The sequence below is a fragment of the Labrenzia sp. ATLA3 genome (assembly GCF_057180185.1).
The window spans coordinates 571,408-595,280 of the sequence record NZ_JBXUKV010000001.1 but is presented as its reverse complement, the minus strand read 5'-3'; the positions used below and the strand labels follow the sequence as shown (position 1 = coordinate 595,280).

The following is a 23,873-nucleotide window of genomic DNA, read 5'->3' as shown; positions in this document are numbered from 1 at the left end:
AAGCGACACGGCTAGTCGTTTACGCGACAGGTAAATCGAGCCGGGCCATTCAACTTCAATTTTGTACGCCAACGGGAAATGTTTGTAGCTGTCTAAACTTACGAGACGGTGGTGATACTGCCACCGGAAAGAAGTCGAACCGCATTCCAGGCGCTGTCCGCGCGGGCCTCGATGTCGGTATCCGCCACATGTGGCAGGGCCCGTGTCACCAGCCGAATTTGAAGATCCCCGATCAAAAGGGACAGGTAGAGTTCGGCAGCAGCAGCGGTTTCAAGGTCTGCCAGAAATCCCTTGTTCTGCACTTGCGCGACAAGATCGCAAACGAGCGGCAGAACGGCGTTGCGGCCGCTCTTTGCCAGGGCTGCTCCTAGCGTACCCGTAGCGTCTGCAGCCGCCGCGCGGTTGAGAGCGATCGCGGCCGGATTCGTGAGGACGCGCAGCAGGCTTCGCCCAAAGCGTTTCATCGCCTCGTCCGGAGAGGAGGCTTTGCCGATACAGTTTTCCAGCGCCTCACGGATGTCTTCTGAGTTGCGGTCCACCAGAGCTGTGAAAAGTCCGGTCTTGTCGCCATACCAGCGGTAAAGCGTTTCATTGGAGGCCTTTGCTTTTCTGGCGACCGCAAGCATCGACATATTGTCATAACCTTCGGCCAACAGCAGATCGATTGCTGCCGTTTCAATGGCCGTTTTTCTTCGTTCTCTGGCTTCCGCCCGCATGCCGGTCTCTCCATTGCTTGCCTGTAACCGTAATTGATGTTACGGAAATTACAATCCGTACACACAATTACGGTTTTGGAGGATAGGATGTATCGACTTGCACTTGGAACCGGTCTTCTGGCTGTGCTGTTTGCCGGGGCCATTTTCGGTTTCTTTTACGCCTGGATCTGCTCGACGATGTGGGGCCTTGATGCTGCTGATCCCAGGATCGCGATTGCGGCGATGCAGGCGATGAACGCCTCGGTTCGAAACGCGACCTTCGCGCCAGCCTTCTTCGGTACGCCCCTAGTTCTCGCGCTTGCCGGGGTGTTCAGCCTGATGTCGGCGCAGCGCGCAGCGGGAGTGTCCTTTTTCGTGGCTGCCCTTACCTACGCCCTTGGCGGTATGGTGCTGACAATTCTGGTCAATGTGCCGATGAACAAGGAGCTTGCCGGGATACCAGTTCCGGAGGACTTGAAGGAAGCGGCAACGCTTTGGCGGTCCTATTCCGAACCGTGGCAGCTTTGGAACCAGACCCGGACGGTCTTCTCTGGTCTCGCACTCCTAATGGCAGCAACCGGACTTGTCTTGCTGGGACGAAACTAGCACCGCGCCTAGTGCTGCAAACTCCCAGCCACACCTCCATCCGCTTCGTCCTGCCATGGCTCGACCATGGCATCCACACCGCTTCGCTTTCGCACCGCTTCGCTTCCGCACGTGACGCTCCCGTCTGAGGCAATGGAACGGTATGGGTTGCAGGATTGGGCTCAGCAATGACGGGGAGCGAGGGGCTGTTGGTTTTCTTTGACTGGGGTGCCGCGACAGGCAAATTCACAAGAAAAAGGCGGGTCGTTCGACCCGCCTTGTCCTGAGGGTAAACATCGCTCGCGATGGATCAGAACAGGCCTTCGATCTGGCCGTTGTCGTCCAGCTTGATGTGGTTGGCCGACGGCACGCGTGGCAAGCCCGGCATGGTCATGATTTCTCCGCAGATCACCACGATGAAACCGGCCCCTGCCGACAATCGGACTTCGCGGACAGGCAGGCTGTGGCCGGTCGGGGCTCCGCGAAGCTGCGGGTCGGTGGTGAAGGAATATTGAGTCTTGGCCATGCAGACGGGCAGATGGCCGAAGCCGTCCGCTTCCCAGCGTTTGAGCTGGTCGCGCACCGACTTGTCCGCCAGCACTTCGTCTGCCCGGTAAATGCGCTTCGCGACGGATTCGATCTTCTCGAACAGGGACAAGCTGTCGTCGTAAAGCGGTGCAAACTGGGCGCCGCCGCTTTCCGCCAGTTCCGCCACTCGGGTAGCAAGTTCTTCCGTACCGGCTGAACCGTTGGCCCAATGGGTCGCCAGGATCGCATCGACGCGATACTCGGCGCAGTAGTCCTTCACCGCCTGAACTTCCGCATCCGTATCTGCCGTGAAGTGGTTGATGGCAATAACCGCAGGAACGCCGAATTGCTTGATGTTCTCGATGTGGCGGCCAAGGTTGGCGCAGCCCTTTTTGACGGCCTGGACGTTTTCGGTGCCGAGGTCTTCCTTGGCGACGCCACCGTTCATTTTCAAAGCCTTGATGGTGGCGACGATCACCACGGCATCCGGGGTTAGTCCCGCCTTGCGGCATTTGATGTCGAAGAATTTCTCGGCACCGAGATCGGCACCAAAGCCTGCTTCCGTCACGACATAGTCGGCCAGCTTCAAGGCCGTCTGGGTGGCAACCACGGAGTTGCAGCCGTGTGCGATGTTGGCGAAGGGGCCGCCGTGGATAAAGGCAGGATTGTTTTCCAGTGTTTGCACCAGGTTCGGCTGCATCGCTTCTTTCAAAAGCACTGTCATGGCGCCGTCCGCTTCCAGTTCACGCGCGGTGATCGCCGTCCGGTCGCGTCTATAGGCAACGATGATGTCCCCGAGCCGTTTCTGCAGGTCGTCCAGATCGGTCGCCAGGCACAGGATCGCCATGATTTCGGAGGCAACCGTAATGTCGAACCCTGCTTCACGCGGGAAGCCGTTGGCGATGCCGCCAAGGGAGCAGACGACAGTGCGCAGTGCCCGGTCGTTCATGTCCATCACCCGGCGCCAGACCACCCGGCGGATATCGATACCCAGTTCATTGCCCCAATAGATGTGGTTTTCGATCAAGGCGGCGAGCAGATTGTGCGCAGAGGTGATGGCGTGGAAATCGCCTGTAAAATGCAGGTTGATGTCTTCCATGGGAACGACCTGCGCATAGCCGCCGCCGGCTGCACCGCCCTTCATGCCGAAGCAGGGGCCAAGCGACGGTTCGCGCAGGCAGATCATCGCGTTCTTGCCGATCTTGTTGAGACCGTCGCCAAGACCGACCGTCGTGGTTGTCTTGCCTTCGCCGGCCGGGGTCGGGTTGATCGCCGTCACCAGAATGAGCTTGCCGTTCTTGCGGCCGTTCAGGTTGGCAATGTACTCGGCGGAAATCTTGGCCTTGGTGCGCCCATAGGGCAGGAGAGAGTCTTCGGGAATATTCAGCCGTTTGCCGATTTCCTGAATAGGTTTCATTTTGGCTGCACGGGCAATTTCAATATCGCTGGCCATGGGGTTTCTCTCCGAAGCGTTTCCGAATTCTTGTTTTCCGGATGCGGTTATGGACCGCCCCCAGCTTATGCGGAAACGCTATGGGAGGGCGCAGTGCAGCAAATGTTCCGAAAGCGACAGGATGCGCTCCGGAAGCGACGGCAGCCTGTTCGGCGTTGGGGAGCAGCACGGTTCCCGGAAAAGAAGCATGGTCAGAACCGCCGGTAGGAGGCCGATAAGCCGTAGCGAATGATAACAGGTGTGCGAGGGCTGTCTGACGACAAAGGCGTAACAGGCACAGAAGACGAGCCCCATCATCGCAAGCCTGATCAGGGTAAGCAGAGTGGCTGATTTGAACTGGCCGAAGCGACGCTTACGCGGCTCGTCAAGTCGGATGACAGGAAAAGAAAATTGCAATATCTGGCGAAACGGATTTTAGTTCCGTCATGACAGATTCGGACATTCTTTCCCGCTTGCCAGCCCGCCTCAAGAAGGCGCGGCGTGCCCAGGGCCTGTCGCTGGAGGCGGTTGAAAAACTTTCGGGTGTTTCCCGCTCCATGGTTAGCCAGATCGAGCGCGGAGAATCCAACCCGACTGTCGCGACCCTGCTCAATCTTACCAGAGCCCTGAATGTCGATTTCGCCGGTCTGCTGGGGGAGGAAACTGCAGAGGATCGGGTCGAGATCGTGCACGAACACCAGACCCCTGCGCTCGACAGGGCCGGGGACGGTTGCAGGATCCGCATACTGTCGCCGCCGCAGGACGCGGGCCGGTTCGAAATCTATGAACTGATCTTCACCGAAGGCGGCAAGCTTGACAGCAAACCCCATGAGCGCGGAACGCGGGAGCAACTGATAGCCGAAGACGGCCAGCTGGAAGTTACCTCCGGCGTGGCCAAAGGCATCATCGGCAAGGGCGATACGGCCCGTTACGCGGCGGACGTGCCCCATTGCATCGCTTCCGTGGGCGGTCCAGCGCGGGCGATCCTGATGGTGGTGAAATTCTGAGGGTGGCGTACCGCATGCGCCGGTTCTGCCTTGCGTAATGCTGGTTTCCGTATGGCGGGTGTCATAGCCATGCGTTTGCACCTGTGCAATCTTCCTGACCGAAAAGGTTGATTCAACCGCCTGTTTCTTGCGGATGGGTGGCTGCAAAAATCCGTGATACTGGAAATTGAATCTTTTATTGCGAACAAAAATCCGACATGATGGAGGAAATATCCATCTTGCCGGAGGAAGCCCCGTGTCCGATGCCTTTCTGTCGCATATTTCCGAGACGCTTGAAGAAATCGAGGCCGAAGGGCTCTACAAGCGCGAGCGGCTGATCACCTCGCCTCAGGGCGGCTTGATTACGGTCGGCGGGCGCGAAGTCATCAACCTTTGCGCAAACAACTACCTGGGTTTGGCCGATCATCCGGCTCTTGAGGAAGCTGCTCGCAAGGCTCTTGAACCAAAGGGCTACGGCATGGCGTCCGTGCGTTTCATTTGCGGAACGCAGGACATTCACCGCCAGCTTGAACAGCGTCTGGCCGAGTTTCTCGGCAAGGACGATGCCATTCTGTTCGCGGCCTGTTTCGACGCAAATGGAGGCCTGTTCGAACCGTTGCTTGGGGCTGAAGACGCGATAATATCGGACGCGCTCAATCATGCGTCGATCATTGACGGCATTCGCCTGTGCAAGGCCCAGCGCTATCGCTACGCCAATTCCGATATGGCGGATCTGGAGGCGAAACTGAAGGAAGCCCGGGCTGCCGGGGCTCGTCACATCATGATTGCCACAGACGGCGTCTTCTCGATGGATGGTTACCTCGCCAACCTGCCGGGTGTGACCAAGCTGGCCAGGCAATATGATGCCGTTGTGATGGTCGACGATTGCCATGCGACCGGCTTCATGGGGCCAAAGGGGAGAGGCATGCCGGCGCATTTTGGCGTCGATGTCGATATCCTGACAGGAACGCTCGGCAAAGCGCTGGGCGGCGGCATAGGCGGCTATATTGCAGGACCTCAGCCTGTCATAGATCTGCTGCGCCAGCGGGCGCGACCCTACCTCTTTTCCAACTCTCTGCCGCCGGCTGTGGTCATGAGCGGACTGGAAGCCATCCGTCTGGTGGAGGAGGGCGACGATCTGCGCAAGAACCTCTTCGAAAACGCCAGCTATTGGCGCGCCGGTCTGGAAGCGCTTGGCTTCACGCTTCTGCCGGGGGAACACCCCATCATTCCGGTGATGCTGGGGGAAGCCCAACTGGCGCAGGATATGGCGGCAAAGCTGTTCGAGGAAGGTGTCTACGTCTCCGGTTTCTTCTTTCCTGTGGTGCCGCGCGGTCAGGCCCGCATCCGCACGCAGATGAATGCGGCATTGACCCGGTCCGATCTGGATCGCGCGCTGGAAGCCTTTGAAAAGGCCGGCAAGTCGACGGGAGTGCTGTCATGAGCAGCAACGAAATGAAGACGCTGTGCAAGTCCGAGCTGAAGGAGGGCCTTTGGATGACACGTGCGCCGGTTCCGGAAATCGGCCCGGACGACGTTTTGATCAAGATCCACAAGACCGGTATTTGCGGCACGGATATTCACATCTGGAACTGGGACGACTGGGCGGCGAAGACGGTGCCCGTACCGATGATCACCGGTCACGAATTCGCGGGTGAAATCGTCGAGATCGGCAAGAACGTCACCGATCTGGAAATTGGCCAACGCTGCTCCGGCGAAGGCCACCTGATTGGACGGCACTCCCGTCAATCGCGCGCGGGCAAGTTTCACCTGGATCCGGAAACCCGCGGCATCGGCGTCAACGAGCAGGGCGCTTTTGCAGAATATCTGCGCCTGCCGGCCTTCAACGTCGTTTTGCTGCCGGACGAGATCGATGACGAGATCGGTGCCATTCTCGATCCGCTCGGCAACGCGGTTCATACCGCGCTCAGTTTCGATCTGGTCGGCGAGGATGTCCTGATTACCGGTGCCGGTCCGATAGGCATCATGGCTGCTGCAGTGGCTCGTCATGTCGGGGCGCGGAATGTGGTTATCACTGATGTCAGCCAGGCCCGCCTCGACCTGGCGACGAAGGTTGCCGATGTGGTGCCGGTCAACGTGGCCAGGGAAGATCTGAAAAGCATCGAAAAGAAGCTCGGCATGAAGGAAGGCTTTGATGTCGGCCTGGAAATGTCGGGCAACCAGGCGGCGCTCGACCAGATGGTTGAGAACCTCGTGATGGGAGGTCGGATTGCGCTACTTGGCATTCCTCCCGGAAAATCGCCGGTGGATTGGTCGCGCATCGTCTTCAAGGCAATCACCATCAAGGGCGTGTACGGCCGCGAAATTTTCGAGACCTGGTACAAGATGATTGCCATGCTGCAGAACGGCCTGGACGTGCGCAATGTCATCACACACCGCTTTGGTGCAGACGATTTCGAGAAGGGCTTTGCTGCCATGAAGTCAGGTGAAGCGGGCAAGGTGGTGCTCAGCTGGACGTGAGCCAGCTGTCCGGCGGGAGAGATTTCGCTCAGCGCATCTGTAAACAGAAGTCGCGGGAGCGCTATCGATAATATCGAGGGCGATATTTTTGTGCGCGACGATTTTCTTGCGGCGTCGCACTTCTTTACAAAAGCCAAGGTTTTCAAAGAGAATTTTGCTTTCCAGGATCACGACCGTCAGCCAGTCGCTTGTGATAGGCCTTTACGAAATGGAGGCAAGAAACCTTCTGGGCCGCAGCTATTTGAACCGGTGTTTGTTTCCGGCATAACGGCTAATCGAGTGGGCAATTCGTCGGCGGGCTTGCCACTTCTTCCACGTCGTGAAGCGAATAATACTCATTTAGAGCATTATTCGCTTGATAATGCTCTAAATGAGTATTAGGTATGGGGCAGCCGAGGAGTTCGGCTGCATCTCAATAGTTCGAGGGAGTCTCGAATGTCTAAATATCATTACGGTGTTTTTGTCGGCCGTTTTCAGCCGCTGCATACGGGCCATGAGGCCGTCATCAGATCGGCGCTGAATGAAGTCGATACGCTGATCGTGCTGATCGGATCTTCCTGTCAGGCACGGACCCCGCGAAACCCATTCACCTACACCGAGCGCGAAGAAATGTTCGCCAAGGTGTTCAAGCACGAGCTGACGACCGGTCGTTTGATCCTGAAACCTGTTTTGGATCATCCCTATTCGGACGCTGCCTGGTGCGCAGAGGTTCAGCGGGCCGTCAACGAAACAGTGCTGGCCCATTACAACAAGGGCGGTGTCGTTCTGCACGGTTTGCAGGACGTCAGGATTGCATTGTCCGGCTACGGCAAGGACCGCACGAGCTATTATCTGAAGCTGTTTCCCGAGTGGGGCAATGTCCAGTTGGCCAGCCAGCACGGTACCTTCTCGTCGACTGATGTGCGCAGGCAGTTGTTCCAGCGCATCCCGGTTATCTCCCGCTCGGTTCTGTCTGCCGGCGTGGCGGAGTGGCTGGAGGCTTTTGCCCTGACGGAGACCTTTCGCGCTCTGCTGGAAGAGGCCGAGTATCTGGAGGCTTATCCCGGCCAATGGGGCAGGGGCCCGTTCGTGACAGTGGATGCCGTTGTCATCCAGTCCGGCAACATTCTTCTGGTCGAGCGCGGACAGGCGCCCGGCAAGGGATTGCTTGCACTGCCCGGCGGGTTCCTTGATCCCAGCGAAAGCATCAAGGACGCCGCGATCCGCGAATTGAAGGAAGAAACCGCCATCAGCGACCACAAGGGCGAAATCCCCCCGGCGATGCTGGCATCCTTCATCGACGGCACCAAGACAAGGGTCTTCGACCATCCCGACCGGTCGCTGCGTGGCCGCATCGTCACCCATGCGTTTCTGTTTCGCCTGCCGGAACGGCGCGAACTGTTTTCGGTCATGGGGGGGGACGATGCCATGTCAGCCAATTGGCATCGCCTGGGAGATCTGAACCCTGAGCAGTTCTTTGAAGATCACTGGTCCATCATCCAGCTTATGGCGGACCTGTAACAGCGTCTGCGGGGGAGGCCCGCAGACAATCGCATCTGTCACGTGAGGAGTTCACAATGACAAACCCACTTTTGGCGACCGACAGCTACAAGCAGTCGCATTTCAAGCAATATCCACCCGAAGCCCGCAGGATTTCGGCGTATCTGGAAGCAAGACCCAATCCGTTTTCGGACAGCGTCCTGTTCTTCGGATTGCAAGCCTACCTGAAGGACGTGCTTCTCAAGCCGATCACCGCATCGGACATTGAAGCGGCTGCGCGCATCTGCGCGGCCCACGGCGTCCCCTTCAACCGGGAAGGCTGGGAACAGATCCTGACGGATCATGGCGGTCTGTTTCCGCTAGAGATCAAGGCGCTGCCGGAAGGAACGCTTGCGCCGAGCGGTGTGCCGCTTGTTCAGCTGGAAAACACCGACGAACGCATGCCATGGCTGACCACCTGGGTGGAGACCGCCATGTTGCGGGCGGTCTGGTATCCATCGACGGTCGCGACACTTTCCTTCATGTGCAAGGAGATCCTGTATCGCGGTCTTCTGGAAACCTCTGAGGATCCGGACAGCCAGATCCCGTTCAAGCTGCACGATTTTGGCGCGCGCGGTGTTTCCTCTGCCCAAAGTGCCGCTCTTGGTGGCGTGGCCCATCTGGTCAATTTCGCCGGCACCGACACCATGGAAGCGCTTGAAGCGGCCATGACCTGGTACGGCGCAGATGTCGCTGGCTTTTCGATCCCCGCAGCAGAACACTCGACAATGACTAGTTGGGGACGGGAGCGGGAAATCGATGCGTACCGGAACATGCTGGCGCAGTTTGCCCGGCCCAATGCGCTGGTGGCGGTTGTTTCCGACAGCTACGATCTGGGCAACGCGGTCGAGAACATGTGGTGCGGACGCCTGAAGGACGAGGTGCTCGCCTCGGGAGCAACGGTTGTCGTTCGCCCGGATTCCGGTGATCCCGTCGAAACGCCGCTGAAGGTCATGGAAACCTTGTGGCAGCACTACGGCGGCTCGGAGAACAGCAAGGGGGCGCGCGTGCTGCATCCCTCGGTTCGCGTCATTCAGGGCGACGGCATGAAGCTCGACACCATCAGGCAACTGGTGGAGGAGCTGGTGCGGCGCAACTGGTCGGTCGACAACATTGCGGTCGGCATGGGCGGCGGTCTGTTGCAGCGGCTCAACAGGGACACCATGCGCTTTGCCATGAAGGCAAATGCCATGAAGGATGCGGACGGCACCTGGCGTGATGTCTCCAAGACCCCGGTCACCGATCCGGGCAAGGCTTCCAAGGCCGGACGACAGGCGACCGTCCTCGAAAACGGAATGCTGACCGCAGTTCGTTTTGAAGAGGCGGGCAGCAGACCAGATCAGTTGCAGACGGTCTATCGCAATGGCGCGCTGGTGAAGGACTGGACCTTTGAAGAGGTCCGTGAGCGGTCCCATCAGCATCTGCTGGACAGGGTCGCAGAGTGACCTTCTGATTGATCAAGGGCGCAGGAGGAGTTGGCAACTCCGCCTGCGCCTGAAGCACCTGCGTGGGAACCAGACCCTAAAGGGGCGTCCTTTGCCAGTCCGGCTCGTAGGTGATGTTGGAAACACCGGCAAAGCGGGCGGTGCGTTCGAGTTCCGCCTGAAGCTTCGCCTCACGCCCCTTCGAGGCTCTGATGCCTTGCTCCGGCCAATAGGCCCGCACGTGGAGTCTGTTCTCGCTTCGGAGAGCCTTCATGTCGATCCGGCCAATCAAACGGTCACCTTCCAGAACAGGGAAGACGTAATAACCGTACTGGCGTTTTGGCTCGGGCACGAATATCTCGATCCGGTAGCAGAAGCCGAACAGCCGTTCGGCGCGTTTACGGTCACGCAGCGCCGGGTCGAACGGCGACAGGATGCGCACGCGCGAAGGGGGCTCTGGAAGCTCCGATAGGGTGTTGAGCGTTTCCGGATAGACGAAGACCTTCCGCCAGGATCCGTCGACACATTCAACTTCAATCTCGATAATTGTGCCCTCTGCCAATGCCTCGGAACACCAGTCCCTGGCTTCCTGAGGCGTGATCAGGTCCCAGAAGGCCGCAATCTCGCCGGAGGTTGCGAAACCCAGACGGTCGAGGGCTGAGCGGGCCGCCCAATCGGTCGTCTCATCGAAATCATGTGCGGCGTGAAGATGCTGCGCTGGGATGACCCGCTCCGTCAGATCGTAGACCTTTTGAAATCCGTTCCGGCCGCAAACCGACAACTCACCGGTGCGCCACAGAAACTCGAGTGCGGCCTTGGAGGGGTGCCACTCCCACCAGCCGCCGCTGCTGCGTTTTTCATCTTCACCGACTGTTGCCGACGTGACGGGACCGTGGTCGCTGATCCGTTTGAGGATCTCGTCGAATTTTCTCTCGAACTCGTTTTGGTGCCAGTTGCGCCATCTGTTGATGAGATTTTCCTTGTCCCGGCTGAACCGCAGGCGCCAGTGCCGGAAGAATTCCGTTGGTACGACGGACGCATCATGGGTCCAATGTTCGAACAGATGCCGGTCCCGCTCGGTAAGAAGCTTGAGGTTCTTCTCCTTGTAGGCAGGTCTTCTGGCGGCGAGGATCATGTGGTGCGCGCGGGCGACCGTGTTGATGCTGTCGATCTGGACGAAACCGAGCTGGTCTATGACTGCGGCAAGATCATCCCCTTTCCCGCTTCCCTTGGGGGCGGAGGCAAGGCCGTGTCTGTCCAGGAAGAGGCGCCGCGCGAGACGATTCGGCAGCCGAGGCAGCGAGGTTGCATTCATGCTAATGAGGCTAGCATCTTCCTCGCATCATAAAAACGGTTGTCAGTCGAATATCGTCAATATCGACTATGATGTAATTGCCATCAGAAGTGGCGAACCAGCAATTACAACGTACATACACGTAAAACGTGTTTTTTGATTGACCGATCAGTCAAAAGGCGGTTCACTTGATTGCCCGGCTTTAATCGAGGCGTTGTTCGAGCGGTCAAAAAATGAATTTTTTCAATCGATTGAGAAGGCGATTGTGCATCGCGGCTCTGGCGTATGCGCTTTTTTCGCTGACGCCTGCGAGCTATGCGGACACGGATGATTGCTCAAGAATCAAGCTGAACGGATCAAGTGTCTGGTACCCGGTCTCCATGCGCCGGCAAGCGGACGGCAGTCTTGATGGCGTGTTTCCAGACCTTGCCCTGGATGTCTTTAACGCCCTGGGTGTGCCGTTGATGGTCGGATCGGAACTTCCCTGGAAGCGGCTTTTGACATTGCTGGAGCATGGGCAGATCGACGTTCTCGCCGGGGCATATCTGACCGATGAGAGGCTTGCAAAATATGGTGTCAGCCTGCCGGTGATGGAGGAAGAAGTCAGCGTCATTGTCCGTTCCAATCTCGCTGTCCGTCCACAATCATTGAAAGACCTTGCGGGACTGAGAGGCGTTGCGCCGTTTGGAGCGACGTTCGGCGAGGAATTCGAGAACTTTGCCGCAGCCAATCTAGCAATCGAAAGACAGCCGTTCGAGGACTTCAAAACCAATGTTCTTCTTGTGGCAGAGGAGAAGGCGGATTATCTGATAATCGCTCGTCAGGAAGGCGAGGTGATGATCAGGGAGGCGGGGGTTGAAGGAAAGGTCGAGGTCTTGCCATGGCATGCTTCGGTCAATACGCTTCATTTCCTGTTCTCCCGGGCAACGCCGTGTATAAAAATGCTGGAAGCGTTTGACGAAGAACTGCTTCGCCGCCGGGAGACCGGCCAGTTGGAAGAATTGATCGAAGGCTACAATCTGCCAACGGGCGACGGGTAGCAGAAACAAGAGACCCACATGCAGCATCAGGTATACGCGTGACGGATCTGGGTGCATCCGGCCCGTGGCTGGTTATCGTTGCCGTGGTGGTATTCCTCTGCGCGGGCTTCATCAAGGGGCTGGTCGGGTTCGGTTTGCCGACCATCGGTCTTGGTCTGATGACGGTATTTGTCGGTGTCGAAAAGGCGATGGTCCTCATTCTGTGGCCGGCATTTCTGACCAACCTTTGGCAGAGCGTGTACGGAGGTCACCTGCGCGTTCTTGTACCTCGTCTCTGGCCATTTCTTGTTTCCGCTGTTGCAATGCTTGCTGCCGGGACATTCATCCTCACCAAGGTGCCGGACGGGGCTGCCGATCTGCTGCTCGGACTTCTCATGGTTTTCTATGCCGTACCGATGTTGGCGGGTGTTGTTCTGCGCATTCCTGAAAACCGGGTCATTCCGATTGGGGTGGTCGTCGGGCTGATCAACGGTGTCCTGTCTGGCCTGACAGGATCCTATTCGGTGCCGGGGGTCATGTATCTGCAGGCACTTGGGCTCAAGCGGGACGAACTGATCCAGGCGATGGGGCTCTTGTTTCTTTTATCGACGATTGCGCTCGGGGTTTCTCTTGGTGGCTTCGGGCTGATGGGTGGTCAGGAAGCGCTGGCGTCTGCGGCACTGGTCGTACCGGCCCTATCGGGTGTCTGGGCAGGGCAGGTCACACGGCGCAAAGTGTCGGAGATAGGCTTCCGCCGTCTCGTGCTGGCCGCCATCCTCGCACTTGGACTCTATCTCATCCCCCTTGGTCTCTGGCGGCTGCTCTAGCTTTTCAAACGGGAAGCGAAATCGTGGTGCGCTAAAGCCAAATCGAAGTATTTGCTCCCCGTCCTCATGTGGGTCCAGCGAAGCACAAGCTGTAACCGGGGAGGTTCCGCGGTTGCCATCTGCGTAGGATTGTTCGTCGGACCTTGGCCAGGCCACGTCCGGGAGTATCAGCGGAAGGATGCAGCAAAAACGCCGCGGAAACCGCGGCGTTCGCTTTCGGCACGTTGCCGCATTTGTCTTACTTCGCGACCAGACGCATGGGGGTGGCGGTGCCGACACCGGATGTCGACTTGGTGTTGGCCCACTGATAGGACTGGCGCTCTTCCGTAGGTGTACACAAGAAGCGCTCGCGATAGCACTTGGTAAAATGAGACGTTGACGCGAAACCGCAGGCAAGCGCGACATCCAGAACAGGTCGACTGGTCCGGCGCAACAGATCCCGCGCGGTTTCCAGGCGCAGTCGCAGGTAATACTGGCCGGGCGTGCAATTGAAATGACGGCGGAAAAGACGTTCCAGTTGGCGCGGTGACAGGTTGACCGTCATGGCAAGCTGCTGGCAGCTCAACGGATCCTCGATATGCAGGTCCATGATCCGGATCGCATCGAGGATCTTGGCATTCGAAATGCCGGTCCGGGCTTCGATGTCGTGGCGCTGAGCGGATTCGCCGGAGCGCATGTTCTGGTAGAGCGACCCTTCGGCAACCTCGTGAGCCAGATAGGCACCATGCTGGATCGCGATCAGGCGGAGCATCATGTCGAGCGAAGCCATGCCACCGGCACAGGTCATGCAGTTGCGGTCTATTGCGAAGATGTCGGAGGTCACTTCGACATCCGGAAATTCTTCACGCAGGGATCTCAGGTTCTCCCAATGGATGGTGCAACGGCGACCGTCCAGAAGATGATACCGCGCAAGAAGATAGGCGCCGGTGCAGATGGCGCCGAATGTGCGCCCCATGGCATTCAGCCGGCGCAGCTTGTTGCCAAGTTCCGCGTCCAGCGGCAGGCGTTCAACATCAATGCCTGTACACAAAAGTGTAATGTCGGCGTCTTGCAGATCGCGAACAGATTTTTTCACTGCGACTTCGCAACCATTACTCGCCGTGACTGGATTCCCGTCAAGCGAATAAGTTGTCCACTGGTAGTATTCTCTCCCCAGTAAGCGGTTTGCTATTCGGACAGGTTCGATAACGCCGGCGAAAGCGTTCATGGAAAACCGATCCATGAGCACGAATGCTATTCTCTGGCCTGTTTCTTCGTGCGTGCGTCCAGACATTTACTTTGCCTCTGTGGAAGGTAATATTGTTTCTTGTCTTTGGTTTTCTCCGATTTTTGCAGTTTGTATTTGTCTGTCAAATAAAAAACTCTTACAAAGCCGACATTCCAATAATTGTTACAAACGAATTGGTGATGTTGCCCAGCCTGTCATCCAGGTGCGTAACATTTCATCGGCAAAAGTCGTCTTTTTTACCGCGACGCCAACGCTGCGTTTTTCCAGCCCCCCATGCTTCAGCGGAATCCCCGTCAGAGCGCTTTTCATCTTCAAATGACCGGCCGGCAGGATGGCAGCGCCAAAGCCTAGTGCGGTCAGTTCCAGGACCTGCTGATCGTTGACGGCTTCTGCGGAAATGTTCAAAGGGGCATCTGCGAGGGCGAGTTCAGCCAGAAATGCATCGTGCCTGGGGCAATACCTGCGGGAGACCAGCGTTATGGAGCGAAGATCCTCGATCGAAACCTTGGTCTGTCCCGCTAGCGGATGAGACCGTGCAACGGCGACAACATAGGGCTCTGTATAAAGTTCCGTGTACCTGTGCCCCTTCGGGGCGCAGATCTTGTCGACAATCGCGAGTTCCGCATCCTCCGCCGCCTGCTCGAAACGCATTTCAAGCGTGGGGCAGGACGTGCGCAGCGCATGAAACGCGCCTTGATATGCGGACAAGAGGATATCTGGAGCCATGTAAAGGCTCAGATGGAGAGGAGGTTCTTTGCGGAATCGGCGTTCCGCATCCTCGACAGTACGAAGGATCGACTGGGCGTGGTGATAAAGATCCCTGCCGGCCGGTGTCGGACGTAACCCCATACGTGAACGGACAAAAAGGGGCGTTCCCAACGTGTCTTCTAGTTCTGCAAGGCTTGCGACAAGGAGGGTTGGGAAATGCCGTGCCCGGCAGCCGCTGAACTGATCGTTCCCATTTCAAAGGCGCTGACAAAGTAGCGGAGCGGGGTTAGTTCAAGCATAGGTGTTACCTATATCAAGGATAAGAAACATAAGACTATATTATGGAAGGGGGCGGGCGCACACCTCTGACTGTCAATGACTATGTCAGGTATTGAAGGAAGCCCCGTATGAATTCCGCATCCGCTCTTTCTCAGTCAGTAACCTTTCCGCTGGCTCGCACGGAACCGATCACCATTCACCGCGTGCTCGACCTCTTTGAAAAGGGGGCTCCCGAATTATTCGGGGAGCTGTCGGATCAGTTCGATTTCCGTATCGATCACTATCGCGATGAAACCGATGTTTCCTGGCAAGTCGCCTCGGGGCTGGCGGAAATGGCGCTTGTGTTGCAGCGCCTCGCACGGGACGTGTTCCCACAGGGCACGCACGTACTCGGGATGGCTTCACAGGCATTGGGGCAGGGGTGGTATTTTACCCGCTTCGAGCAGCGGTTTTTCTATCCCGTCAAAGGGTGCGAATGTGAAAGTGTCACTTATATCCTCAGCCACGAAAGCGAGGGAAAGCTTGATTTCTTCCGCGAAACCGTGACGACGATTTCAGATGGATCCTGACCATTCTTGCTCTTGGGCTGCCTTCCGGCAATGCAAGGATAGCGGCCCGGGAGCCCACGAGAACAGCGCTTGCCCCGGGTTCCTGACCTTTTTTAGAATGATTTTTTTGCACTAAGCGCGTTTAGGGGATCTGAGTTGCTTCAAGTCAAGGCCGGACTAGTGCTACATGAGGCACAATCTATAAAGAGCGCTGACTTACGGACCCTGATCGACATGAACGTACTTGCCAAACCCGCCGACCTCGAAGCTGCCGCCCCGGCTGGCGCTTTCGTCGAGGAAGTGAAATCCGTCCAGCATTACACGGACCGCCTGTTCCGCTTTCGTATGACCCGTCCGGCGAGCTTCCGTTTCCGGTCCGGCGAATTCGTGATGATCGGCCTGATGATCGACGGTAAGCCGCTGTACCGTGCCTATTCCATCGCCAGCCCGGCATGGGACGAAGAGCTGGAGTTCTTTTCGATCAAGGTCCCGGATGGTCCGCTGACGTCGCATCTCCAGAAGATCCAGCCCGGTGATGCGGTGCTGATGAAGAAGAAGCCGACTGGCACGCTGGTGAACGATGCCCTCATCCCCGGCAAGCGTGTCTATATGTTCTCTACCGGTACCGGAATCGCGCCGTTTGCCAGCCTGATCCGCGATCCGGATACCTATGAAAAGTTTGACCAGGTGATCCTGACGCATACCTGCCGCGAAGTGTCCGAGCTGAAATACGGTGAGGACCTTGTCCAGGAAACCATCAACGATCCGCTGATCGGGGAATTCGCGAAGGACAAGCTGGTGCATTACACCTCGGTGACCCGCGAAGACTTTCCTCGTCAGGGCCGGATCACCGACTTGATCAAGTCTGGCAAACTGTTCGAAGACCTCGGCGTGCCGCCGCTCGACCCGGCCGTCGATCGCGGTATGATCTGCGGATCCATGGACATGCTGAAGGACACCAAGATCCTTCTGGAAGAAGCTGGTCTCACGGAAGGAGCCAACAACAAACCTGCAGAGTTTGTTGTCGAACGTGCTTTTGTCGGCTGAGTCGGCGAAAGCTTAGTCTGTTAATTTTGCTTAGATCTTTGACCGGGGGCACGTGTTTAACACGAGCCCCCGCAGCTTTATTAAGGGTCTGTTTCGGGTTTTCCAAAGAAAGCGGGGTCGATAACCCCTAATATGGGGCTCGCGGGTGGACAGACCTGACCGGCGGTGGCAAGAATCTGACTTAAAAATGGCAAGTCAGCAGGGCCACTAGAACGCTGCAGGCCAAACATCAAGGTACTGAGCCATGATCTCCGACAGTCGAACCTACGTGATTGCCGAAATCGGTATCAACCATAATGGCGATATCGATCAAGCCCTCGAAATGATCCGCAAATCGAAGGAGGCCGGGTGCGACGCAGTCAAATTCCAGAAGCGCACAGTTGATATCGTCTATTCGGCCGAAGAGTTGGCGCGTCCGCGGGAAAACGTCTTTGGCACGACCAACGGTGATCTGAAGCGCGGTCTGGAATTCGGCAAGGCCGACTACGATCGTATCGACAAGTTGTCGAAGGAACTGGGCATCGACTGGTTCGCCTCTCCCTGGGACGAAGGGTCCGTGGACTTCCTTCTGGACTACGACACGCCCTATATCAAGGTCGCGTCTGCCATGGTCACGGATCGCGACTTTCTCGAATATTGCGCACGCAGCGGGCGGCCACTGCTGGTTTCCACCGGCATGAGCGACATGGCGATGGTCAAGAGCTTTGTCGATGTGATTGAGCGCTCTGGTGGGGAGATCGCGTGCCTTTACCACTGCACCTCCACCTACCCGACCCGCGATGACGAGATCAATCTGCGCGGTATCTCGACCCTGAAAGAAGCCTTTCCCAAACTCAAGATCGGCTTCTCCGGTCATGAGGAAGGCATCTTGCCAAGCGTCTGTGCGGCAGCTCTCGGAGCATGTTCGATCGAGCGGCACGTTACGCTGGACCGTTCCGACTGGGGCTCCGACCAGAAGGCATCGCTCGAAATGTCGGAAGTTGCCGAGATGGTCGCACAGATCCGGCGGGTTGAGGTTGTGCGCGGTGACGGCGTTCTGCGTTTCTATGAAGACGAGAAGCCGATTGCAGAAAAACTGCGCCGGAAAGTCACGCTGCAGGCGGCGTGAGACAGCTGATGTATTGGTGGGCTGACCGCGACCGGTCGGCCCTTTTTTGTTCAAGAGATTTATATGTCCATTATTGACAGCTGCCTGGATCTCTATCGGGGGGAGAGCTACTACGTGGCTTACCCGGCCCGGCCGCTTCCACAGGACTATTGGGAAGCAAAGAAGGATCCGGACGGCAACGTCAGGGATATTGAAGCTGAGCGCGCCCAGCGCAAGGAAGACGTTCGCTACATCGCCGACTACGTCAACGCGCGGGCTCCAGGTCGGGTGCTGGACATCGGATTTGGCCTTGGCGAATTGCTGGAACAGGTGACCGGCAAGAACGAATGTTTTGGTCTGGACCCATCTCAAAAGGCTGTCGAGGTCGCCCGGCAGTGGTCTTCCGCCGACCTTCGGCACGGCGTTCTGGAGAAGGGCACCTTTTCGGAAGGCATGTTCGATGTGGTGACCGCAAACCATGTCATCGAACATGTCGACGAGCCCATCCCTTTTGTTGAAACCATCTTCGAGATCCTGAAGCCCGGTGGGGATTTCATTTGCGGCACGCCGAACTTCGCGTGTGCGGCCGCACGTGTCTATGGGGACCGTTTCCGGTTGCTGCATGACCCAACTCATGTGAGCCTCTTTACGGACGATTCTCTTGTCAGGCTGCTGCGTGACACGGGGTTCCGCATCGAAATGGTCGAGTATCCCTATTTCGGAACACGTTTTGCCACCAGCGAAACGTTTGACAGCATGGTGCGGGGCGATGCGGATGTGTCGCCGGCGTTCTGGGGGTCCTTCGTAACGGTCTTCGCGCGCAAACCCGAGTGAACACAGCTTTCCCGAGGTGGTTGAACATAAAATGAAAATTGTAGCGGCCATTCCAGCCAGAGGCGGTTCCGTCGGTCTTCCGGGAAAGAACATCCGGCCCTTGAACGGCATTCCGCTTGTCGGGCGAACGGTGCGTGCCGCGCGCGGATCGCGCTTTGTGTCCGAGGTGTTTGTTTCGAGCGACGCTGCGGAGATTTTGACCGTCGGTGAGAAATATGGTGCAAAATCCGTTCTGCGTCCGGCGGAACTTTCCGGGCCGACTGCGAGCTCTGAATCCGCGTTGATCCATCTTCTGCAGAACGAGCCGTCCCTGATCAGCGAACCGCCGGATGTTCTGGTCTTCCTTCAGTGCACGGCGCCTTTCACTCAGGCCCAACACGTGGATCATGTGGTGGAGGCCCTGCTGGCCAAGGAAGCGACAAGCGCCATCTCGGTTGTTGACGATCACGGCTTCTACTGGGAAGTGGGCCCCAACGGCGAAGGCGTGGGCCTGAACCACGACCCCAGAAAACAGCGCGTCCGCCGCCAGGACATTTCTGCAAGATACCGGGAAAATGGCGCTGTCTATGCCATGCGTGTGCCGGAGTTTCTTGAGGCAGGCAACCGATACTGCGGGAAAACGATCCTGGTGCCGGTGGATTCGACCTGGATCGAAATCGACACCTCACAGGACTGGGACATGGCGGAAGCCTTCATCCGCTCCGAACCCTTCACCGGTTTCCTGACCGACACCGAAACGTCTCCGTTGCGGGCGCTGGTGACGGCTTTTGCCGGGGTGCACACCGACAATACGATTTTCGTCAATCGCGACGGCACTGAGTCCATCGTCTGCAACCGCTATGACGAGATCGGTCTCGACCGTTTGCTTGGACGGGGCATGATGCTGCTGATGCTGGACCGGGAAGAGGACAGCCTTGCCGTCCAGCGCGCGCGCAAACTTGCCATGGATTACAAGCACCACCTGTTCGACAAGATGCAAACACTGTCGGACTGGCGCACCAAAAAAGGGCTGGACTGGTCCGAGATTGCTTATATCGGCGCGGACATTGCCGATCTGGATTGCATGAAAGCCTGCGGCCTCAGCATCGCGCCGCGCAATGCACCGGCAGAGGTGAAAGCAACGGCAACCGTCGTTCTGGAAAGTGCCGGCGGCGCAGGTGTCCTGAACGAAGTCGCCGAATTGCTGATCGCGCGTGGGATGATCGCCACTTGATCTGATCAGTTTTTCGTTTTGACTGATCGCAATGGAGGCGACAGGACGAGATGAGGTTACAGTCGGTGTATCTTTCGGCGTTCTGAAAACTTGGTCATCTATTATCGGTCGCAGATCTTTCGAACAATGGCATTTTGAGTCCTTGCAGAACCGCAGGCGGAAAGAGTGCGCGCTCTGCGTGCGGCCTGTTGGTGAAAAGGTGATTTCTCTATCGGTTGCCCTGGCAAAAGACGGATTATTCACAATTGAAAGCCACTTCCGGTGAGAGGTTAACTATCGATAATAATGTCATGAAAAATTATAATCGATCGCTATTCTCTCTCTCGGTGACCCCGGAATAGGTAATTCTCTCTACTAAAAAGAAAAAATGGTATTTTTTGAAGGATTGAGGTGACCAAATGAGTTCGGGTTCAATTTAAAGTAGAAAAAAATTCCGAGAATTTTAAGTGGTCAATTTTCAATTTGGTTTTCTATTTATTGGTGTGGTGTATCGGCTGTCGAAACCATAGTAAGATCAATCATGACTTAACGTTATTTTGGTGGTTGTGGATGGATCTTGCAATCCGACAGGCAAGCGTCTCGGTGTTCGACACGTTGCACCGGCTCGGCCTTGCTTCCCTGGAAACGCAAAGTGTTCTCGCGCCGCGGACCCGCGACAAGGAAGGGCTGACCGTCTATCGCGACACGGTTTCCGGTGTCGTTTACATCAATGACTACTATGTCGGGGACGAGACCTACGAAGGCGCTGAACACCGCAAGGACGATTTCTACAAGCGCATCGACTGGGACTATGAATACCGGCAGGACCAGTTCCGGCGTCTGGACGCCTACGCACAGTTCTATACGGGCAAGACCATCACCGAGTTCGGCTGCTGGAAGGGGCTTTTCCTGCGTGAGGCGGCGAACCGGGGCGCTGATGTTACCGGGATTGAGCTGCACAGGGGCTATATCGAGGCCCTGGTCGCAGATGGCTATCGTTGTGTCGACAATGCGAACCAGATCGCGCCGGACACACAGGATGCGGTCTTTGCCTTCCATGTTCTGGAACATCTTCCCGATCCGCTTTCCACCGTGCGGGACCTACGGGCGCTTCTGACCGACACTGGAACACTGGTTGTCGAGGTTCCCCATGCTTCCGATTTTCTGCTCTCCAATCTTCAGAACGAAGCCTTCCGGAATTTCACCCTCTGGAGCCAGCATCTTGTTCTTCACACGCGCGAAAGCCTGAAACGCCTGCTTGCGGCGGTCGGCTTTGAGGATATCTTGATTGAAGGGGTACAACGGTATCCGCTATCCAACCACCTCGGCTGGCTTGCCAACGGCAAGCCCGGTGGCCACAAGTCCAGCCTGTCCGCTCTGGATACGCCGGAACTCCGGTCGGCTTACGAGGCTGCGCTTCGCAAGATCGACGCGACAGATACGCTCGTCGCAATCGCCAGGAAAGCCCGGTAACAGGCCACGTCAAAAACGTCCGAAGGTACCACCTGGACACGGAGTAGATCGGCTTTTGGAGAACTGGCAGGCGTTTGGGTGCTGGACCTGTTACAGCCCCAGGCGTTCCTTGCGCCTGTCTGGATAGCCGGCCGCCAGTTCCTCGCGCATGGCTTCGATGATTTGCGGCACCATGTCAGCGGTTGGCTTCGTTTCGTCGATGTGAAGGTACTTCATGCTCGGATACCAGGGCGGATTGGCCTGGCCGAGCAGCAGGGCAGGTTCGACAGGACCGAACCGCACACACGGAACGCCCAGAACACCTGCCATGTCCGCGACGCTGGTATTGGAAGAGACAACGACATCACAAATGGCAGTCAAATCGGCTGCCGCAAGCAGGTCGTTGAACAAATCGATGTCCCGGAAAAAGGTGAACCGACCCTCGGAACGGGTGACCAGAAAATCAACCTCCTTTTGCAGCGCCAAATACTGAAGATTGATGTAAATCGCGTCTTCAGCATCAAGGATCGGCGCGAAATCCGGTGCGGACAGGTAATAGCGTGCCCGGTATTTCTCCAGATTGCGCGAGCGCCAGGAGACGCCGATAACCGGTTTCTCGTCGGCACCCGGCAACAGGCTGAGATATTGCCGGGCTCTTTCCTGGTTGAATTTGTAAACCGGGTACGGGGCTTTTTCGAAGCTTTCGAAGTCCCGACGGAAATAACGCGCAAGGTCGACCATGTTGGCTGTGAGATCGTAGTCAGCATCTTCTGGACTCTGGTCTTCCTTCGGCGTACCCGGCCTGACATGGATGTCTGGAAACGAATTCTGGAAAAAGGGAACGGACTTTGCGGAGACCTCAAGAATAAGTTTTTTCGCCCGCGCCTGGATGTCGTGAAACATCGTGCCGCATTTGAGTGCGTCGCCCAGCCCCTGGTCGCCCCACAAAAGGACGGTGTTGTCAGAGATGTCCTCGCCCTGCCATTCGGGCTTGGGGAACTTCCGTCGTTGGGACTTGGCTTTCTTGTCTTCAAAGCGCGCGGCGTGAATGTCCCAGCCTGTTTCCAGATCCCCCTTGGCCAGATAGGCAAGCGATAGGTTCCAGTCGAGACCGGAAATCGCACCGTCGGGCGCTTCCTCCTTGGCCTTTTTCAGGATGTCGATGCTGTCCTGGCTGCGGCCGAGCATGAGATAGTGAACCCCGAGCGTGACCTTGCAATGGTAGTTGCCCGGTGTGCCTTTCACCGCTTCTTCGGCATACTTCAATCCTTCGTGCGTTCTTGAAAGCGAGAACAGAACGCGGGCCTTCTCATGGATCAGAAGTGGATTATCCTTGAAGCGTTCCAGAGCCTTGTCGAGCGCCTCGAGCGAAACGTCAAACTGTTTCAATTCCAGCCGGCACCGCGCCTGTTCGATGCAGTTCTCGACATTGTCAGGCGCCAGTAATTCTGCTCGCTGGAAGAATTTGAGTGCATCTTCGTACCGGTTGCTCTTGCGCAGTAGCAGGCCATAGTTTGTGAAGAGTTCACCGTAGTTCGGGTTGGCCACAATCAGGCTTTTGAAGATCGCTTCGGCCTCTTCAAACTGCTTCAGACCGGTCAGCGCGATTGCCTTGATGTTGAGCGCCTCGCGCTCTGCCGGATTGAGCGACAGGGCCTTTTCCGAAACGGCGAGCATGCTTTCCGGATCCGTTCCGACGTCCATCATCGCCCGGGCGAGGTTGGCATAGAACGAAGCCTGCTTCGGGTTCTGGGCAATTGCCTTCTGGATACATTCGACAGCCTTTTTGGGCGATCCCAGTTGCCGGTAGGTCACGCCAAGCAGATTGAGTGCATCAGGATTGGTCGGTGCCTTTTTCAGAACCAGCTTGTAGCACCGCTGCGCCTTTTCGATCTCTCCGGACTGATGATAGGCCAGTCCTTTGACGAGCTTTTCACGTAAAGGATTTTGAGCGGTTTGCGTGGCCATATTCTATCTGCTCTTTGGGAATCACTTGAGCCAGAATAGCAGGAAGGGGGCGGAAAGGCAGGCACGCTAGCCTGGCAGCCAGTATTACCTTGGGGATTGAGGCCAAAACTTGCCTGACCCAAAACTTGCCTGACCCAAAACTTGCCTGAGCCAAAACCTGCCTGAGTACGTCTACTGCCGGCGGAACTGCTGCGATTGATATTGCTGGCGCCGATATTGTTGAGGCTGTCCCCGCTGAGGCCGGTAGTCTTCGCGCTGAAATTGCTGGCGCCGATAGTAAGACCGGTTTTGCGGCAGGCCGAGGCGACGTTGTCTTTCGATTTGCAGCAGGCGAACTCTTTCCTCACGCAGTTGCTGAACACGCTGCGCTTCCTCCAGCTTCCGCCTTTCCTGTGCCAGTCGCTGCCGCTCGAGTTCCAGGATCAACATCTGCTGCCGTAGCAGAGATTGGTTGAGTTGCTGCTCCTCCTCTTTCAACAGGGGCGCTGCTGGAAGCTGCGGGTCTTGCGTCGTCTGTGCGTATGCAGCCGGTGCGCACGCAAAGGCCGCAGAAAGTACCAAGAATGCCAATGCTATGTTGGTGGCGGAGCGTAACATGTCATCCATGCCCTTTGCCGAAGCGGGGGCTTTGTTGTCGGTCAGCGCAACACCGGACCATATCCGGTGCATCCGATCTTCAGAATCCGCTTAGCGGAACGGACACTGGCAGTATACACACTCACCTTTTACGGGGCTGATCTT

General features: G+C 57.1%; 22 protein-coding genes and 1 pseudogene. 15 read left to right on the top strand and 8 right to left on the bottom strand.

Annotation, left to right across the window (positions count from 1 at the left end):
* Nucleotides 1–98 precede the first annotated feature (98 nt).
* Entirely contained in the window at nucleotides 99–716 is a 618-nt protein-coding gene (locus tag AC2A6O_RS02635) for a TetR/AcrR family transcriptional regulator (protein ID WP_498925621.1), read from the bottom strand.
* Nucleotides 717–803: 87 nt separating this feature from the next.
* Here AC2A6O_RS02635 and AC2A6O_RS02630 point away from each other — a divergent pair, with 87 nt between their 5' ends.
* A complete protein-coding gene (locus tag AC2A6O_RS02630; protein ID WP_498925620.1) occupies nucleotides 804–1,301 on the top strand; it encodes an anthrone oxygenase family protein in 498 nt (165 codons plus the stop codon).
* A gap of 289 nt (nucleotides 1,302–1,590) precedes the next feature.
* Here AC2A6O_RS02630 and AC2A6O_RS02625 read toward each other — a convergent pair whose 3' ends face one another.
* Nucleotides 1,591–3,261 carry a formate--tetrahydrofolate ligase gene (locus AC2A6O_RS02625; RefSeq protein ID WP_148584280.1) on the bottom strand — a complete coding sequence of 557 codons (1,671 nt, stop codon included), beginning with the start codon at nucleotides 3,259–3,261 and terminating at the stop codon, nucleotides 1,591–1,593.
* Nucleotides 3,262–3,686: 425 nt separating this feature from the next.
* On the opposite strand from AC2A6O_RS02625, the gene AC2A6O_RS02620 reads away from it, so the two are divergent.
* The 6 genes from AC2A6O_RS02620 (at nucleotide 3,687) to AC2A6O_RS02595 (ending at nucleotide 9,670) form a co-directional block, all read left to right on the top strand.
* A complete protein-coding gene (locus tag AC2A6O_RS02620) occupies nucleotides 3,687–4,247 on the top strand; it encodes a helix-turn-helix domain-containing protein (RefSeq protein WP_498925619.1) in 561 nt (186 codons plus the stop codon).
* A gap of 235 nt (nucleotides 4,248–4,482) precedes the next feature.
* Complete coding sequence (locus AC2A6O_RS02615; RefSeq protein ID WP_498925617.1) at nucleotides 4,483–5,670, top strand: glycine C-acetyltransferase; 1,188 nt, start codon at nucleotides 4,483–4,485, stop codon at nucleotides 5,668–5,670.
* Nucleotides 5,667–6,707, top strand: coding sequence for an L-threonine 3-dehydrogenase (gene tdh / locus AC2A6O_RS02610; protein WP_498925616.1), 1,041 nt, complete (start codon nucleotides 5,667–5,669; stop codon nucleotides 6,705–6,707). Before AC2A6O_RS02615 ends, tdh begins: the two co-directional genes overlap by 4 nt.
* Before the next feature lie 90 nt (nucleotides 6,708–6,797).
* Nucleotides 6,798–7,088, top strand: coding sequence for a hypothetical protein (locus AC2A6O_RS02605; protein WP_498925615.1), 291 nt, complete (start codon nucleotides 6,798–6,800; stop codon nucleotides 7,086–7,088).
* Nucleotides 7,089–7,142: 54 nt separating this feature from the next.
* A complete protein-coding gene (locus AC2A6O_RS02600; RefSeq protein ID WP_498925614.1) occupies nucleotides 7,143–8,207 on the top strand; it encodes an NUDIX domain-containing protein in 1,065 nt (354 codons plus the stop codon).
* Between the two features lie 56 nt (nucleotides 8,208–8,263).
* Nucleotides 8,264–9,670 carry a nicotinate phosphoribosyltransferase gene (locus AC2A6O_RS02595; protein ID WP_498925613.1) on the top strand — a complete coding sequence of 469 codons (1,407 nt, stop codon included), beginning with the start codon at nucleotides 8,264–8,266 and terminating at the stop codon, nucleotides 9,668–9,670.
* 76 nt (nucleotides 9,671–9,746) lie between these two features.
* On the opposite strand, the gene AC2A6O_RS02590 is transcribed toward AC2A6O_RS02595, so the two are convergent.
* The gene (locus AC2A6O_RS02590) at nucleotides 9,747–10,964 is read right to left on the bottom strand and encodes a winged helix-turn-helix domain-containing protein (RefSeq protein WP_498925612.1); all 1,218 of its coding nucleotides are present in this window, start codon (nucleotides 10,962–10,964) and stop codon (nucleotides 9,747–9,749) included.
* A gap of 242 nt (nucleotides 10,965–11,206) precedes the next feature.
* On the opposite strand from AC2A6O_RS02590, the gene AC2A6O_RS02585 reads away from it, so the two are divergent.
* Nucleotides 11,207–11,983 carry a substrate-binding periplasmic protein gene (locus AC2A6O_RS02585; protein ID WP_498925611.1) on the top strand — a complete coding sequence of 259 codons (777 nt, stop codon included), beginning with the start codon at nucleotides 11,207–11,209 and terminating at the stop codon, nucleotides 11,981–11,983.
* A 38-nt stretch (nucleotides 11,984–12,021) separates the two neighbouring features.
* Entirely contained in the window at nucleotides 12,022–12,789 is a 768-nt protein-coding gene (locus AC2A6O_RS02580) for a sulfite exporter TauE/SafE family protein (RefSeq protein WP_148584271.1), read from the top strand.
* A gap of 238 nt (nucleotides 12,790–13,027) precedes the next feature.
* Here AC2A6O_RS02580 and AC2A6O_RS02575 read toward each other — a convergent pair whose 3' ends face one another.
* The 3 genes and pseudogenes from AC2A6O_RS02575 to AC2A6O_RS02565 form a co-directional block, all read right to left on the bottom strand.
* The gene (locus AC2A6O_RS02575) at nucleotides 13,028–13,996 is read right to left on the bottom strand and encodes a GlxA family transcriptional regulator (protein WP_498925913.1); all 969 of its coding nucleotides are present in this window, start codon (nucleotides 13,994–13,996) and stop codon (nucleotides 13,028–13,030) included.
* Between the two features lie 183 nt (nucleotides 13,997–14,179).
* Nucleotides 14,180–14,725: a LysR family transcriptional regulator substrate-binding protein gene (locus AC2A6O_RS02570; protein WP_498925912.1), complete on the bottom strand. Its 546-nt coding sequence runs from the start codon at nucleotides 14,723–14,725 to the stop codon at nucleotides 14,180–14,182.
* 123 nt (nucleotides 14,726–14,848) lie between these two features.
* A pseudogene (locus AC2A6O_RS02565) lies at nucleotides 14,849–15,024 on the bottom strand (helix-turn-helix domain-containing protein); the annotation flags it as partial.
* Between the two features lie 108 nt (nucleotides 15,025–15,132).
* On the opposite strand from AC2A6O_RS02565, the gene AC2A6O_RS02560 reads away from it, so the two are divergent.
* The 6 genes from AC2A6O_RS02560 (at nucleotide 15,133) to AC2A6O_RS02535 (ending at nucleotide 21,185) form a co-directional block, all read left to right on the top strand.
* Nucleotides 15,133–15,573, top strand: a complete 441-nt coding sequence (locus tag AC2A6O_RS02560; RefSeq protein ID WP_498925610.1) for a hypothetical protein — start codon at nucleotides 15,133–15,135, stop codon at nucleotides 15,571–15,573.
* A gap of 213 nt (nucleotides 15,574–15,786) precedes the next feature.
* Nucleotides 15,787–16,599: a ferredoxin--NADP reductase gene (locus AC2A6O_RS02555; RefSeq protein ID WP_148584268.1), complete on the top strand. Its 813-nt coding sequence runs from the start codon at nucleotides 15,787–15,789 to the stop codon at nucleotides 16,597–16,599.
* A 244-nt stretch (nucleotides 16,600–16,843) separates the two neighbouring features.
* Nucleotides 16,844–17,707 (top strand): N-acetylneuraminate synthase family protein, encoded by an 864-nt coding sequence (locus AC2A6O_RS02550; protein ID WP_498925609.1) that lies wholly within the window; start codon nucleotides 16,844–16,846, stop codon nucleotides 17,705–17,707.
* Between the two features lie 63 nt (nucleotides 17,708–17,770).
* The gene (locus AC2A6O_RS02545) at nucleotides 17,771–18,520 is read left to right on the top strand and encodes a class I SAM-dependent methyltransferase (protein ID WP_498925608.1); all 750 of its coding nucleotides are present in this window, start codon (nucleotides 17,771–17,773) and stop codon (nucleotides 18,518–18,520) included.
* A 31-nt stretch (nucleotides 18,521–18,551) separates the two neighbouring features.
* Entirely contained in the window at nucleotides 18,552–19,733 is a 1,182-nt protein-coding gene (locus tag AC2A6O_RS02540) for a cytidylyltransferase domain-containing protein (RefSeq protein ID WP_498925607.1), read from the top strand.
* A gap of 549 nt (nucleotides 19,734–20,282) precedes the next feature.
* Nucleotides 20,283–21,185: a class I SAM-dependent methyltransferase gene (locus AC2A6O_RS02535; RefSeq protein ID WP_498925606.1), complete on the top strand. Its 903-nt coding sequence runs from the start codon at nucleotides 20,283–20,285 to the stop codon at nucleotides 21,183–21,185.
* 90 nt (nucleotides 21,186–21,275) lie between these two features.
* On the opposite strand, the gene AC2A6O_RS02530 is transcribed toward AC2A6O_RS02535, so the two are convergent.
* Together AC2A6O_RS02530 and AC2A6O_RS02525 are read right to left on the bottom strand one after the other, a co-directional pair.
* A complete protein-coding gene (locus tag AC2A6O_RS02530; RefSeq protein ID WP_498925605.1) occupies nucleotides 21,276–23,132 on the bottom strand; it encodes a tetratricopeptide repeat protein in 1,857 nt (618 codons plus the stop codon).
* A gap of 171 nt (nucleotides 23,133–23,303) precedes the next feature.
* Nucleotides 23,304–23,738 (bottom strand): hypothetical protein, encoded by a 435-nt coding sequence (locus AC2A6O_RS02525; protein ID WP_498925604.1) that lies wholly within the window; start codon nucleotides 23,736–23,738, stop codon nucleotides 23,304–23,306.
* Between the last annotated feature and the right edge of the window lie 135 nt (nucleotides 23,739–23,873).

Coding starts and splice junctions, on each gene's coding strand:
- AC2A6O_RS02635 (WP_498925621.1), bottom strand. CDS start 716: ATGCGGGCGGAAGCCAGAGAACGAAGAAAAACGGCCATTGAAACGGCA.
- AC2A6O_RS02630 (WP_498925620.1), top strand. CDS start 804: ATGTATCGACTTGCACTTGGAACCGGTCTTCTGGCTGTGCTGTTTGCC.
- AC2A6O_RS02625 (WP_148584280.1), bottom strand. CDS start 3,261: ATGGCCAGCGATATTGAAATTGCCCGTGCAGCCAAAATGAAACCTATT.
- AC2A6O_RS02620 (WP_498925619.1), top strand. CDS start 3,687: ATGACAGATTCGGACATTCTTTCCCGCTTGCCAGCCCGCCTCAAGAAG.
- tdh (WP_498925616.1), top strand. CDS start 5,667: ATGAGCAGCAACGAAATGAAGACGCTGTGCAAGTCCGAGCTGAAGGAG.
- AC2A6O_RS02600 (WP_498925614.1), top strand. CDS start 7,143: ATGTCTAAATATCATTACGGTGTTTTTGTCGGCCGTTTTCAGCCGCTG.
- AC2A6O_RS02595 (WP_498925613.1), top strand. CDS start 8,264: ATGACAAACCCACTTTTGGCGACCGACAGCTACAAGCAGTCGCATTTC.
- AC2A6O_RS02590 (WP_498925612.1), bottom strand. CDS start 10,964: ATGAATGCAACCTCGCTGCCTCGGCTGCCGAATCGTCTCGCGCGGCGC.
- AC2A6O_RS02575 (WP_498925913.1), bottom strand. CDS start 13,996: ATGAACGCTTTCGCCGGCGTTATCGAACCTGTCCGAATAGCAAACCGC.
- AC2A6O_RS02560 (WP_498925610.1), top strand. CDS start 15,133: ATGAATTCCGCATCCGCTCTTTCTCAGTCAGTAACCTTTCCGCTGGCT.
- AC2A6O_RS02555 (WP_148584268.1), top strand. CDS start 15,787: ATGAACGTACTTGCCAAACCCGCCGACCTCGAAGCTGCCGCCCCGGCT.
- AC2A6O_RS02550 (WP_498925609.1), top strand. CDS start 16,844: ATGATCTCCGACAGTCGAACCTACGTGATTGCCGAAATCGGTATCAAC.
- AC2A6O_RS02545 (WP_498925608.1), top strand. CDS start 17,771: ATGTCCATTATTGACAGCTGCCTGGATCTCTATCGGGGGGAGAGCTAC.
- AC2A6O_RS02540 (WP_498925607.1), top strand. CDS start 18,552: ATGAAAATTGTAGCGGCCATTCCAGCCAGAGGCGGTTCCGTCGGTCTT.
- AC2A6O_RS02535 (WP_498925606.1), top strand. CDS start 20,283: ATGGATCTTGCAATCCGACAGGCAAGCGTCTCGGTGTTCGACACGTTG.
- AC2A6O_RS02530 (WP_498925605.1), bottom strand. CDS start 23,132: ATGGCCACGCAAACCGCTCAAAATCCTTTACGTGAAAAGCTCGTCAAA.
- AC2A6O_RS02525 (WP_498925604.1), bottom strand. CDS start 23,738: ATGGATGACATGTTACGCTCCGCCACCAACATAGCATTGGCATTCTTG.